At 70.9% G+C, this 13,289-nt stretch carries 11 protein-coding genes; 1 reads left to right on the top strand and 10 read right to left on the bottom strand.

Annotation, left to right across the window (positions count from 1 at the left end):
* Positions 1 to 4: 4 nt before the first annotated feature.
* The 4 genes from ACGF4C_RS38285 to ACGF4C_RS38270 all read right to left on the bottom strand — a co-directional run bounded on the left by ACGF4C_RS38285 (position 5) and on the right by ACGF4C_RS38270 (position 5,302).
* A complete protein-coding gene (locus tag ACGF4C_RS38285) occupies positions 5 to 805 on the bottom strand; it encodes a TIGR03936 family radical SAM-associated protein (RefSeq protein WP_393573118.1) in 801 nt (266 codons plus the stop codon).
* 48 nt (positions 806 to 853) lie between these two features.
* The gene (locus tag ACGF4C_RS38280; protein ID WP_393573116.1) at positions 854 to 1,537 is read right to left on the bottom strand and encodes a GNAT family N-acetyltransferase; all 684 of its coding nucleotides are present in this window, start codon (positions 1,535 to 1,537) and stop codon (positions 854 to 856) included.
* A gap of 77 nt (positions 1,538 to 1,614) precedes the next feature.
* The gene (locus tag ACGF4C_RS38275) at positions 1,615 to 3,537 is read right to left on the bottom strand and encodes a TIGR03960 family B12-binding radical SAM protein (RefSeq protein WP_393573114.1); all 1,923 of its coding nucleotides are present in this window, start codon (positions 3,535 to 3,537) and stop codon (positions 1,615 to 1,617) included.
* 91 nt (positions 3,538 to 3,628) lie between these two features.
* Positions 3,629 to 5,302, bottom strand: a complete 1,674-nt coding sequence (locus tag ACGF4C_RS38270) for a CHAD domain-containing protein (RefSeq protein ID WP_393573112.1) — start codon at positions 5,300 to 5,302, stop codon at positions 3,629 to 3,631.
* Positions 5,303 to 5,487: 185 nt separating this feature from the next.
* Here ACGF4C_RS38270 and ACGF4C_RS38265 point away from each other — a divergent pair, with 185 nt between their 5' ends.
* Complete coding sequence (locus ACGF4C_RS38265; protein WP_393573110.1) at positions 5,488 to 5,958, top strand: ATP-binding protein; 471 nt, start codon at positions 5,488 to 5,490, stop codon at positions 5,956 to 5,958.
* A gap of 25 nt (positions 5,959 to 5,983) precedes the next feature.
* On the opposite strand, the gene rodA is transcribed toward ACGF4C_RS38265, so the two are convergent.
* From rodA to ndk, 6 genes are all read right to left on the bottom strand, one after another.
* Entirely contained in the window at positions 5,984 to 7,198 is a 1,215-nt protein-coding gene (rodA, locus tag ACGF4C_RS38260; protein WP_030413822.1) for a rod shape-determining protein RodA, read from the bottom strand.
* Positions 7,195 to 9,345, bottom strand: a complete 2,151-nt coding sequence (gene mrdA, locus ACGF4C_RS38255; protein WP_393573108.1) for a penicillin-binding protein 2 — start codon at positions 9,343 to 9,345, stop codon at positions 7,195 to 7,197. Before mrdA ends, rodA begins: the two co-directional genes overlap by 4 nt.
* On the bottom strand, positions 9,342 to 10,058 hold the full coding sequence (gene mreD / locus ACGF4C_RS38250; protein WP_393573106.1) for a rod shape-determining protein MreD: 717 nt from the start codon (positions 10,056 to 10,058) through the stop codon (positions 9,342 to 9,344). Before mreD ends, mrdA begins: the two co-directional genes overlap by 4 nt.
* Positions 10,059 to 10,061: 3 nt before the next feature.
* Positions 10,062 to 10,994 carry a rod shape-determining protein MreC gene (gene mreC / locus ACGF4C_RS38245; protein WP_030413819.1) on the bottom strand — a complete coding sequence of 311 codons (933 nt, stop codon included), beginning with the start codon at positions 10,992 to 10,994 and terminating at the stop codon, positions 10,062 to 10,064.
* A gap of 290 nt (positions 10,995 to 11,284) precedes the next feature.
* Positions 11,285 to 12,304 (bottom strand): rod shape-determining protein, encoded by a 1,020-nt coding sequence (locus ACGF4C_RS38240; RefSeq protein WP_003985182.1) that lies wholly within the window; start codon positions 12,302 to 12,304, stop codon positions 11,285 to 11,287.
* A 294-nt stretch (positions 12,305 to 12,598) separates the two neighbouring features.
* Positions 12,599 to 13,012 (bottom strand): nucleoside-diphosphate kinase, encoded by a 414-nt coding sequence (gene ndk, locus ACGF4C_RS38235; protein WP_362144848.1) that lies wholly within the window; start codon positions 13,010 to 13,012, stop codon positions 12,599 to 12,601.
* Between the last annotated feature and the right edge of the window lie 277 nt (positions 13,013 to 13,289).

Raw genomic sequence — 13,289 nt, 5'->3', positions numbered from 1 at the left:
GGTCCTACGCAGTACCGTCCCCGGCTGCCGGGGAAGCCCCGCCCGGCGCCTTCGCGGCACTCTGCCCGGCGGCCGTGGGTGGGGCGGCCGTGGCAGCGTCGCGGTCGGGCGCAAGCGGGTCGGTCACCGCGCCGGTCTCCTCATCGAGCAGCCCCTGCGCCAGCCTGGTCACCGCAGCGGGGACCGGCGGCGCCAGGTCGGCCGTAGCTCGGAGGCCGGACAGGACGTCGTCGGGTCGAACGGCGGGTGTCACATGCCGAACAACCAGCCGCAGTATCGCACAGGCATTGCCGTCGGGCCTATCGCCCTGGCAACCGGCCGCCTCCAGATGCGCCACCGCGGCCCGGGCGTCGAAGGTCCGCATGCCGTTCTTCGTACGGCGTTCGACCAGCACCTCTTCGGCCGCGAGGAACGCCTCGACGGCGTGGGCGGCGGCCTCGGGGACGACCCCGTCGAGCCGGAGCTCCCACACCGACGCCTGCAGCCGGTCGGCCAGGCCGCTGGTGCGGGCCTCGACCGATTCGATCACATCGAGCCCGGCCGGCAGCGACTCGTCGAGGAGTTCGCGAAGCTTGTCCGGGTCGCGGCGCGCGGCGAGCTGGATCTCCAGGTACTCGGCCTCACTGCCCGTGCCGGTCGGGGCGGCGTTCGCGTACGACACCTTGGGGTGCGGGGTGAAACCCGCCGAATAGGCCATGGGGACCTCGGCGCGGCGCAGCGCCCGCTCGAAAGCGCGCTGGAAGTCGCGGTGGCTGGTGAACCGGAGGCGGCCGCGCTTGGTGTAGCGCAGTCGGATGCGCTGCACCGCCGGTGCGGGCGGCGGGCCTTCGGGCTGTCGCTTGCCCAGTGTCGTTCAGTCCTTCGTGAGTGCGGTCGTACTGCTACCTAGAGTACGTGTCTCACGGCCGCCAGGTTCCCCAAGGGCGGTCCGGCCACCCTCAGCGCTGCCGCCGGACCCGCCGCCGACGCCGCCGGCGGGCACCGCCGCGGTGACCCAGTACCGCAGCTTCTCGTCCCGCTGGTCCTCGAAGATCCCGCCGCAGGCCTCGATGACCTTGCGTGATCCGAGGTTGTCCGCGTCGCAGGTGACCAGCACCGGATCGATGCCGAGCTCGTCGCGGGCGATCGGCAGGGCGGCGCGCAGCATCGCCGTCGCGTGCCCCTGCCGGCGGGCCCCGGGGCGTACCGCGTACCCGAGGTGACCGCCCCAGGTACGGAGGGAGGGGGTGAGCCGGTGGCGGAAGGTGACGCGGCCCAGATAGCTGCCGTCCACCACCCACCACCGGGTGGACACCGGCACCCGGCCGTCGGCGCGCTCGTCGTACGCGGTGCCGCCCACCACGGCGACGTACGCGGCGAACCCCTCGGGGGTCGGCCAGCGGGTGCGCCAGGTGCGCAGTTCGCGCGCCAGGTTGGACCGCGGAGCGTGCTCGGCGCCGTCGGCGCGGAACTCGTCCATCGCGGCGAGGAACGAGTCGTGGAAGGCGACGGAGGGGACGACCAGCCGCCCTGACGTCGGCGTGTGCGGTGCGGGCATCGGATCATTGTGCCGAGCACACCGCGGCCCGGCCACCGCGAGGGCGGAGGCCGGGCCGAACTGCCTTACGGGAAGCGCTACTTGACGACCGTCAGCGGCAGCAGCTTCTTGCCCGTGGGGCCGATCTGGATCTGGGTGTCCATCTGAGGACAGACCCCACAGTCGAAGCACGGGGTCCAGCGGCAGTCCTCGACCTCGGTCTCGTCGAGGGCGTCCTGCCAGTCCTCCCAGAGCCAGTCCTTGTCGAGGCCGGAGTCCAGGTGGTCCCAGGGGAGGACCTCCTCGTACTCCCGCTCGCGGGTGGTGTACCAGGCGACGTCCACGCCGAACTCCGGCAGCGTCTTCTCCGCGGCGCGCATCCAGCGGTCGTAGGAGAAGTGCTCGCGCCAGCCGTCGAAGCGGCCGCCGTCCTCGTAGACGGCGCGGATGACGGAGCCCACGCGGCGGTCACCGCGCGAGAGCAGGCCCTCGACGATGCCGGGCTTGCCGTCGTGGTAGCGGAAGCCGATGGAACGGCCGTACTTCTTGTCGCCGCGGATCTTGTCGCGGAGCTTTTCGAGGCGGGCGTCGGTCTCCTCGGCGGAGAGCTGCGGGGCCCACTGGAAGGGGGTGTGCGGCTTGGGGACGAAGCCGCCGATGGAGACCGTGCAGCGGATGTCGTTGGACCGGGAGACCTCGCGGCCCTTGGCGATGACGTTGACCGCCATGTCGCCGATCTGCAGCACGTCGTCGTCGGTCTCGGTGGGCAGACCGCACATGAAGTACAGCTTCACCTGGCGCCAGCCGTTGCCGTAGGCCGTGGCGACCGTACGGATCAGGTCCTCCTCCGAGACCATCTTGTTGATGACCTTGCGGATGCGCTCGGAGCCGCCCTCGGGGGCGAAGGTGAGGCCGGACCGGCGGCCGTTGCGGGTCAGCTCGTTGGCGAGGTCGATGTTGAAGGCGTCGACCCGGGTGGAGGGCAGCGACAGGCCGATCTTGTCTTCCTCGTACCGGTCGGCGAGGCCCTTGGCGATGTCACCGATCTCGGTGTGGTCCGCGGAGGAGAGGGAGAGGAGGCCGACCTCCTCGAATCCGGTGGCCTTCAGCCCCTTGTCCACCATCTCGCCGATGCCGGTGATGCTTCGCTCCCGCACGGGGCGCGTGATCATGCCGGCCTGGCAGAAACGGCAGCCGCGGGTGCAGCCGCGGAAGATCTCCACCGACATCCGCTCGTGGACGGTCTCGGCGAGCGGGACCAGCGGCTGCTTGGGGTACGGCCACTCGTCGAGGTCCATGACGGTGTGCTTGGAGACCCGCCACGGGACACCGGAGCGGTTGGGCACGACGCGGGAGATCCGGCCGTCGGCCAGGTACTCGACGTCGTAGAACTTGGGGACGTAGACGCTGCCGGTCTTCGCGAGGCGGAACAGCAGCTCGTCGCGGCCGCCCGGGCGGCCCTCGTTCTTCCAGGCGCGGATGATCTCGGTGATCTCCAGCACCGCCTGCTCGCCGTCGCCGACCACCGCGCAGTCGAGGAAGTCCGCGATCGGCTCGGGGTTGAAGGCGGCGTGGCCGCCCGCGAGGATCAGCGGGTGCTCGTCGGTGCGGTCCTTGGACTCGAACGGGATGCCGGCCAGGTCCAGGGCGGTGAGCAGGTTGGTGTAGCCCAGCTCGGTGGAGAAGGACACGCCGAGCACGTCGAAGGCGCCGACGGGGCGGTGCGCGTCGACCGTGAACTGCGGCACCTCGTGCTCACGCATCAGCGCTTCAAGGTCCGGCCAGACGCTGTAGGTGCGCTCGGCGAGCACGCCCTCCTGCTCGTTGAGGACCTCGTAGAGGATCATGACGCCCTGATTGGGCAGCCCGACCTCGTACGCGTCGGGGTACATGAGGGCCCAGCGGACGTCGCAGCTCTCCCACGGCTTGACCGTGGAGTTGAGCTCACCGCCGACGTACTGGATCGGCTTCTGCACGTGTGGGAGCAGAGCTTCGAGTTGCGGGAAAACCGACTCGGACATCTCGAACCTTCGTGGGCTGACAAGGGGCGACTCTCAAGCGTAACCCGCTCGGCGGCACCCGAAATCGCACGGCGGGCGCGGTGCCCCCGTCTCACGCCCCCAGCCGCGCCAGCAGCCGCTTACGGGACGCCTTCGCCCAGGTGGCCGGGAGGTCGCGTTCCCGTTGGGCGGCCAGGGCCTCCTCGCGGCCGTGGAGCAGGCCGAAGGTGAAGCCGCCCTCGCCGGCGCGGTGGGCCTGGGTGGCCAGGTCACGGAGGGCGCCGCGGGCCACCACGCTGTCCTGGTGGTCGCCGAGCAGCTGCTGCACCTTCTTGATCCGCTTGGCGAACTTCTTCGCCGGCTTGCCGAGCGCCGGGCGGGCCGCCTCGGCCGCGTACCGGGCCCGCTTGGCGGCCTTGCGGGCACTGTGCAGCGCCTCGTCCCGTCCCCGGCCGGCGGGGGCGTCCAGCGCGGCCGCCACGCGCCCGGCCAGCCGCCGGTAGTCCTTGAGGACGGCCCGGGCCGCCGCCTCGGAGGCGGGCCGCTTGGCGGCGGTGCGCAGCGGCGGGTCCGCCAGGAGGGCGTGCAGCCGGTCGAGGAGGGCCAGGTAGCGGGGGTCGTCCAGTACGGCGAGCAGGCGGTCGCGGGCACCGGCCCGGTTGCGTTCGGACCACAGCCGCAGCCGGGCGGCCACCGGGCCGAGCCGGAGCGTCCGGGGCACCTCCGCCAGCCCCGCACGCAGCCGCTCGGCCAGCACCTCCTGGTCCCGGCCTACCCCCAACTCCCCTGCCAGCCACTTGAGTTCGGCGCCTATCGGGTCGGTGACGGCGCGGTCGAGGACCTTGGCGTAGGAGCGGAAGGCGCTGCGCAGGCGGCGGGTGGCGACCCGCATCTGGTGCACGGAATCGGGCAGGTCGCGGCGGACCGCGGGATCGAGGGCTGTGATCGCCCGCACCTGTGTGGCGGCGTAGTCCAGGACGAGGTCCGCGGCGGTACGCGGCTTCCCGCCGGAGCGGGCGGTCGATGCGCCCGCGGGGCGCCCGTCGGCGCCGTCGGGCCCCCCGGCGCGCAGGCCGGTCTCGGTCAGTGCCCGGGCCAGCTTGGAGGGCGCCGAGGCGGGCCGCACCCCGGCGTCGGCCAGCGCCCGGCCGATCGCGTCCAGGAGTCCGGTGTCCCCGTTGCCGCCCGTGCCGGTGCCGTTCTTGCCGGTGCCGTTCTTGCCCGTACGGCCGCCGCCTTTGCCCGTACCGTCGCCGTCGCCGGCACCGGCCAGCTCGACCTCGATCTCGTGCCAGCACGCCTCCATCGGGCCGGTGCCGCCGGACGCCGCGGGGTGCCGGGCCGCGAACGTCACCCGCCGCGCGGTCACCGCGTCCACCGCGACCTCGGCCAGCGGTGCGCCCGCGGCGTCGCGCAGCACGCGGACCGTCCGGCGGGTCCGCAGCCGCACCAGGGGGATCAGGTCCTGGCCGCGGGTCCGGGAGCGGACCAGGGCGGCAAGTTCGGGGGGCGGGGCGTCCGAGAGCGGTGCCCGGATCTCCTCCCGCACACCGGGCTCGACCGGGAGTTTCAGGTGCCAGCCGGCGTCCGGGCCGCCGGTGCGCCGCCGGAAGGTGACGCCGTCCGCGGCGAGGCGCTGGTCGGCGGTGTCGTAGTAGAGGGCGTCCAGGTTTTCGGTGCCGCGCTCCTCCACCGTGGCGACCCGGTCGACGCCGGCCAGGTCGGGCAGGTGGGTGTCGTCGTCGGCCTCGTATTTCCGCTCGATCTCCCGCACGGTGTCCGCCATGCCTCGAATGTAGCCAGCAGCCATAACGGGGACCACCCACCCGGACAGGATCGCTCTGCGTGGTCTGTGCCGGCATCGGAAGAGCGGGTGGCACATGCCAGGGAAGGTGGCTTACCGTGTGTCACTAGCCGCCCACTCAGGGTGGCGATCGGCGCTCACTCGACCCCTCGGGGAGGGAGACACCCGTGCATCCCCACAGCGCAGCCGTCGCCCGGTCACCCATCCGCTTCTCGGCGGGGGCCCGCCCGTTCCTGCTGACGGCGCCGAGCGAACCCACCAGCCCGAAGCTCGCCCGCGATTTCGTCCGGGCCGTACTGCGCAGCACCCCGCTCACCCCGCTGCTGGACACCGCGGTGCTGCTCACCTCGGAGGCGGTCACCAGCTCCCATCTGCGCACCCCGCGGTCGGCGGACATCCTGCTGCGGCTGCTGACGGCCGGACACGGCCTGCGGATCAGTGTGCACGACGGGGCCGCGGTCCGCCGCCCCCCACCGGCCGTCCCCGCCCAGGCCCGGCCGCCGTACGACCCGGTGGCCGAGGACGTTGATCACGGGCTGTGGCTGACCGGCGAGCTCGCCGACGACTGGGGCACCACGCCGTACGCCGGCGGGCCGCGGTCCGCGTCGCTGTGGTTCGAGCTGTACACCGTGCGGTGACCCGGCGCGGGCCGGGCGCGCGCCGTCAGCGGGACGCGGACAGCGGGCGGCCGACCCGGATCGACTGGAGCAGCCCTATGGCGATCCAGACCGCGAACATCGACGTGCCGCCGTAGGAGACGAAGGGCAGCGGCAGGCCGGTCACCGGCATGATGCCGAGCGTCATGCCGATGTTCTCGAAGGCCTGGAAGGCGAACCACGCGATGATGCCGGCGGCCACGATCGTGCCGTAGAGCTCGGTCGACTCGCGGGCGATCCGGCAGGCGCGCCACAGGACGATGCCGAGCAGGACGATGATCAGGCCCGCGCCGAGGAAGCCCAGCTCCTCGCCGGCGACGGTGAAGATGAAGTCCGTCTGCTGTTCGGGGACGAACTGGCCGGTGGTCTGGCTGCCGTGGAAGAGCCCGGAGCCGGTCAGTCCGCCGCCGCCGATGGCGATCCGGGCCTGGTTGGTGTTGTAGCCGACGCCGGCCGGGTCCAGGCTCGGGTTGGCGAACGCGGCGAAGCGGGCGATCTGGTACGCGTCGAGCAGCCCGAGCTGCCAGATGGCGACGCAGCCGACGACGCCGGCACTGACCAGTCCGAGGATCCAGCGGTTGGAGGCGCCGGAGGCCAGCAGCACGCCGAGGATGACGGCGCCGAGCACCATGACCGAGCCGAGGTCGGGCATCAGCAGGATGATGGCGACGGGCACGGCGGCCAGCCCGAGGGCCTGGACGACGGTGCGGTGACCGGGGTACGGGCGGTCGCCGGCGTCGACCCGGGAGGCCAGGATCATCGCCATGCCGAGCGAGATGGTGATCTTGGCGAACTCGGCGGGCTGGAGGGAGAAGCCGCCGGGGATCGCCAGCCAGGAGCGCGAGCCGTTGATGGTGGCGCCGAGCGGCGTCAGCACCAGCAGGGCGAGCACCACCGACAGGGCGTACAGCACCGGGATCGCGCCGCGCAGGGTGCGGTGGCCGAGCCAGATCGTGCCGCCGGCCAGCGCCAGGCCGATGCCGAGGTTCAGCAGGTGGTGCAGGAAGAAGTAGTACTCGTCGCCCTTGTTGAGCTCGGTGCGGTTGCGGGTCGCGGAGAAGACGAGCAGCGAGCCGATGAGCGACAGCAGCAGGCAGGACACCAGCAGTATCCAGTCCAGCTTGCGCAGCACGGAGTCACGTGCCGTCAGCTTTCCCCAGGTACCGAGTTCCGGGGTGTAGCGGCGGACGGAGAACGCCCGGGACGTGTGGCTTGAGGTCACTGGGGGCTCCCCGAAGGTGAGGGCGACGGGGACGGCGGGACGTAGGGCTTGATGGGCTGGGCCTCGATGGTGCCGTCGCTCTCGATCTTGGGCAGCTTGCCCTGCGGCCTGGGCAGCAGGGCCGCCTTCGGGTCGATGCCGCCCTTCTCGTCGACGCCGTACAGGGCGTTGTAGATGTTGCGCACGGCCGGGCCGGAGGCGCCGGAACCCGTACCACCCTGGGAGATCGTCATGACGATCGTGTAGTCCTTGGTGTACGTCGCGAACCACGAGGTGGTCTGCTTGCCGTAGACCTCGGCGGTACCGGTCTTGGCGTGCATCGGGATCTTGTCCTGCGGCCAGCCCTGGAAGCGCCAGGCGGCGGTGCCGCGGGTGGCGACGCCGGCCAGTGCGGAGTCGATCTGCCTGAGGGTGTGGGGGCTGTCCGGCAGCTTGCCGTGCGAGCGCGGCGCGATCTGCTGGATGTGCTTGCCGTCGGGGCTGACGATGGCCTTGCCGACGGTGGGGTCGTAGAGCGTGCCGCCGTTGCTGATCGCGGCGTAGATGGTCGCCATCTGGATGGGGGTGACGAGGGTGTCGCCCTGGCCGATGGCGTAGTTGATCGAGTCGTAGGCGTGCAGCTTCATGCCTTCGAGGCAGCCCTCACGGGCGAGCTTGGTGGTGTAGTCCTTCTTCTTGGGCCAGGCCTTGGCCTGCCGGCACCAGCCGTCCTTGTTGGCCTTCCAGAAGTTGTGCTTCCACCGGCGGTCGGGGACCCGGCCGTTGACCTCGTTGGGGAGGTCGATACCGGTCTCCTTGCCGAGCCCGAACTGGTGGGCGGTCCGGTAGAACCAGTCGTTGGGGTCCTTCTTCGGCTTGTCGCCGCCGTCCTTCTTCCACTCCTCGTGCGAGAGCCGGTAGAAGACGGTGTCGCAGGAGACCTCCAGCGCCCGGCCCAGGCTGATGTCGCCGTGGCCCTCGCCCTCGAAGTTCCGGAAGACTTGGCCGCCGATGCTGTACGAGCTGGTGCAGGGATAGTGGCCGTCGAAGTCGTAGCCCGCGTTGACCGCCGCGGTGGTCGAGATGACCTTGAAGATCGAGCCGGGGGCGGCCTGGCCCTGGATGGCGCGGTTCAGCAGCGGGTAGTTGGAGTCCTTGCCGGTGAGGCGGGCGTAGTCCTTGCCCGAGATGCCGCCGACCCAGGCGTTCGGGTCGTAACTGGGGTTGGAGGCCATCGCCACCACCCGGCCGGTCTTCGCCTCCATGACGACCACGGCACCGGAGTCCGCCTTGTAGTTGGTGCCGGTGTTCTTGTCGTGCACCTTACGGGCGTCCTTCATGGCCTGGTCCAGCTGCTTCTCCGCCAGCGCCTGCACCCGGGCGTCGATGCTGGTGACTATCGACGCACCGGACTGGCCCTTCTCGCTCTTGGCCTGGCCGATGACCCGGCCGAGGTTGTCGACCTCGTAGCGGGTGACGGCGGCCTTGCCGCGCAGGTACTTGTCGTAGGTGCGCTCCAGGCCGGAGCGGCCGATCTGGTCCGAGCGGAGCAGCGGCGAGTGGGTGTTCTTGGCCTTGTTGATCTCCTCGTCGGTGACCGGGGAGAGGTAGCCGAGCACCTGCGCGGTGTTGGCGCCGACGGGGGCCGGGTAGCGGCGGACGGCGGTGGGCTCGGCGGTGATGCCGGGGAAGTCCTCGGACCGCTCGCGGATCTGCAGGGCCTGCTGGGTGGTGGCCTCGTCGGTGATCGGGATCGGCTGGTACGGCGAGCCGTTCCAGCACGGCTGCGGGGTCTTGGAGTCGCAGAGCCGGACCTTGTTGCGGATCTCCTTCTCGGACATGCCGAGCACCTTGGCGAGCCGGCCGAGCACCGCCTTGCCGTCGTCCTTCATCTTCAGCAGGTCGGTGCGGCTGGCGGAGACGACCAGCCGGGTCTGGTTGTCGGCCAGCGGCACGCCGCGCGCGTCGAGGATGGAGCCGCGGGTGGCGGGGTCGACGACCTGCTGGACGTGGTTGTTGCGCGCCTCGGTGGCGTACTCCTGGCCGTTGCGGATCTGCAGGTACCAGAGCCGGCCGCCCAGGGTGAGCAGCAGGGAGAAGACCAGGATCTGGATCGCGATGAGCCGGACGCTCACCCGCGAGGTGCGGGTTTCGGGGAGATGGGTCACAGCCGCTTGACCCCCTTGATCCGGCCGGCCTTGTCGCGGGCCGACTTGCCGAGCAGTCCGCCGCGCTGGCTGCCGATGTGGGCCTTGGCGCGGGCCGACTTCATGGCGCCGCGGCTGGCCTTGAGTCCGGTGCCGGTGGTGAGCCAGCCGTACGCGGAGTCACGGGTGGCGGTGCCGCTCGGGCTGGGGGAACCGTCGCCGACCACCGAGTCGTGCTCGGTACGGCGGGCCAGCGCCATCACCAGCGGGACCGTGAACGGCGCCAGCAGCAGGTCGTAGAGGGTGGCGCTGAGCAGCAGCCCGACCAGGCCGACGTGGCGGGCGGCGGTGTCGCCGACGAGCGAGCCGACGCCGGCGTACATCAGGGTCGAGCCGATGGCGGCGCCGATGACGACCATCAGCGGCAGGGTCGCCGAGCGGTGCTGGCCGGAATCTGGCTTGGTCAGCCCGGCGAGGTAGCCGATGACGCACAGGACCAGCGCGTAGCGGCCGATGGCGTGGTCGGACGGCGGGGCCAGGTCGGCCAGCAGCCCGGCGAAGAAGCCGACGAGCGCGCCGGCGACATGACCGTGAACGAGCGCCAGGCCGAGCACGACGAGCAGCAGCAGGTCCGGTACGGCGCCGGGCAGTTGGAGTCTGCCGAGGATGCTGACCTGGATGATGAGGGCGACGACCACCAGCGGGGCCGAGAGCAGGATCCGGTTGATGCGCATCGGTCAGCTCCTGGGGGAGGCGCTCGCGGAGGGCGTGGCCGTGACGGTGACCGTCGGCGTCGGCTTGGGCTTGGCCGGCGCGGGCGGCAGGACGGTGTCCCGCGGGTCCTGGCGGGGCGGCTGCACGACGACGCCGACGATGTCGAGCTGGGAGAACGAGACGAACGGCCGGACCTGGAGGGTGCGGGTCAGATCGCCGTTGGAGGGCTCGACCTTGACGACCCGGCCGACCGGCACGCCGGGGACGAAGGGCTTGTCCTTGCTGGACCCGAAGGTGACCAGGCGGTCGCCCTTCTTGACGGTGGCCCGGCCGTTGAGCAGCTGGACGCGCAGCGAGCGGACCCCCTGCCCGTTGGCGAAGCCGATCTCGTTGGTCTTCTCCATGCGGGTGCCGACGGTGAAGTCGGGGTCGGCGGCCAGCAGGACGGTGGAGGTGTCGGGGCCGACGGTGGTGACCCGGCCGACCAGACCGTCGCCGTTGAGGACGGTCATGTCGCGGGCGATGCCGTCCCGGCTGCCGGCGTCGATGGTGATGGTCCAGGAGAAGCCCTGGGCCGAGCCGATGGCGATCACCTGGGCGCCCTTGATGGCGTACTGGCCGGTGCCGGCGGTCTTGAGGATCTTGTCGAGTTCCCGGGCCCGGTTGCGGTTGCGGTCCGAGGAGCCGAGCTTGGCCTTCAGCGCCTCGTTCTCGTGCTGCAGCTGGGCGATCCTGCTGTGCCGCCGGCCGGAGTCGCGTACGGCGCTGACGGCGTTGCCGACCGGGTCGACGACGCGGGCGACACCGGCCTCGACCGGGCCGAAGGCGGCGGCCGCGGCCTGCCGGGCGCCATCGAGCGGGGACTGTTCGCCGCCGCGGATGTCGACCGTGATCAGCGCGAACGCGATCGCGACCAGCAGCACCAGCAACAGCCGGCTCTCTCGTGTGTCCCTCACGTGCGGCGGCCGTGTCCTTCCTCGTAGGACCGGCCGGCTGCGGGCCCCGCCGGTCTCGTTCGGGAGTTGAGCGTTGTGCCTTGCTGTGACGGGCCCGGTGGTGAAACGTCAGGGCACCGTGTCTGTCAGGAGGTTGTGCCTGTATATCAGCGATTCGCAGCAACGATCCGTATCAACGACCGGGACCGCCGGTACGTAGCGGTCCGCCGGACGGACGGACCGCACTCGCCATGGTGCCCGACCGCCGCGGACGCCGCAGGACGGCCGCGGCGGGGCCGGGAACCGGGGTGTTACCTGCGCGGCTGGGAGTCGAGGACCTGCTGCAGCGCCTCGAACTCCTCCACGCACTTGCCGGAACCGAGGGCCACCGAGTCCAGCGGGTCCTCGGCGATGTGGATGGGCATACCGGTCTCGCGGCGCAGCCGCTCGTCGAGGCCGCGAAGCAGGGCGCCGCCTCCGGTGAGCACGATGCCGCGGTCCATGACGTCACCGGACAGCTCCGGCGGGCACTTGTCGAGGGTCGTCTTGACCGCGTCGACGATGGAGTTGACCGGTTCCTCGATGGCCTTGCGGACCTCGGCGGCCGAGATGACCACGGTCTTGGGCAGACCGGAGACCAGGTCGCGGCCGCGGATCTCGGTGTGCTCGTCCTGTTCCAGGTCGTACGCCGAGCCGATGGTGATCTTGATGCTCTCGGCGGTGCGCTCGCCCAGCAGGAGGCTGTACTCCTTCTTGATGTGCTGGATGATCGCGTTGTCGAGCTCGTCGCCGGCCACCCGGATCGACTGGGCGGTGACGATCCCGCCGAGCGAGATGACGGCGACCTCGGTCGTACCGCCGCCGATGTCCACGACCATGTTGCCGGTGGCCTCGTGGACCGGCAGGCCGGACCCGATGGCGGCGGCCATCGGCTCCTCGATGATGTGCACCTGGCGCGCGCCGGCCTGGGTCGACGCCTCGATGACCGCGCGGCGCTCAACTCCCGTGATACCGGAGGGAACGCACACCACGACCCGCGGCCGGGCGAGGTAGCGACGCTTGTGGATCTTCAGGATGAAGTAGCGGAGCATCCGCTCGGTGATCTCGAAGTCGGCGATCACGCCGTCCTTCAGGGGCCGTACGGCAACGATGTTGCCGGGCGTGCGCCCGATCATCTTCTTGGCCTCGGCGCCCACCGCGAGGATGCCCCCGGTGTTGGTGTTGATGGCCACGACCGACGGTTCGTTGAGGACGATTCCGCGGCCCCTGACGTACACCAGCGTGTTGGCGGTCCCGAGGTCGACAGCCATGTCACGGCCGATGAACGACATGTTGTTCCCCATGAGGATACGTCTGGCCTTCCCAACTGGAGCGAATGCTTACTGGAGGTCGGCAGGAGGTGGTGCGCGCTGCGGCGCGGAAGCCTCCATCGTAGTTCGTAGTGCACCCACTCGAACACGTCGGGAGGCTGTTCCGCCATTGTCAGCCGTACACGTACCCGCCCCCCTCAATGGTGACGTCGTGTCGCGGTGATGCGTTCCCCCGATCGTGTCGCATACACCAAAGGGCGACCGATGAATTTGTCGGTCGCCCCTGGTCACGAGGGGTGTACAGCTGATGAAACGTCAGGAAATACCGGGGAAGAAAATCTTGATCTCACGCTCGGCGGACTCTTCGGAATCCGAGGCATGGATCAGATTCTCCCGGGTGATCGTTCCGAAGTCCCCACGAATGGACCCACTCGGCGCGGCAATCGGGTCAGTCGGACCGGCCAGCGCACGTACGCCCTCGATCACCCGCTCCCCCTCGACGACCATCGCGACGACCGGGCCGGAGGACATGAACGCGACCAGCGGCTCGTAGAAGTCCCGGCCGACGTGCTCGGCGTAGTGCTGCTCCAGGATCGCCCGGTCGAGGGTACGCAGCTCCAGCGCGCTGATCGTCCAGCCGGCCTTCCGCTCGATCCGGCCGATGATCTCGCCGACCAGGCCGCGCTTGACGGCGTCGGGCTTGAGAAGGACGAGGGTGCGCTGGCTCACGGTGGGGCTCCTTGAGGGGTCGGGTGCAGTGCGGTTGAGGCTACCCCCACGTACTTGGCTGTCCCGCCGCGGGGCGTCTCGCCGTTGCGCTTTGCGGCGCCGCGTACGTAGCTGTCTGCCCCGCCGTGGGGCTTGGTCGCCGTTGCGCTTTGCGGCGCCGCGTACGTAGTTGTCTGCGGCGGCGCGGGTGGTCTCGCCGTTGCGCCTGCGGCGGGCTGGGTTTGTGGTGGGTGCGGTGACGGGCCTGCGGGGCCGGTGTTTGGGACTGCTGTCGCTT

It is taken from the genome of Streptomyces sp. NPDC048197 (assembly GCF_043202395.1).
GTDB classification, from domain to species: domain Bacteria; phylum Actinomycetota; class Actinomycetes; order Streptomycetales; family Streptomycetaceae; genus Streptomyces; species Streptomyces siderophoricus.
The sequence above is the reverse complement of the archived record's forward strand: the minus strand, read 5'-3'. Positions and strand labels throughout refer to the sequence as shown.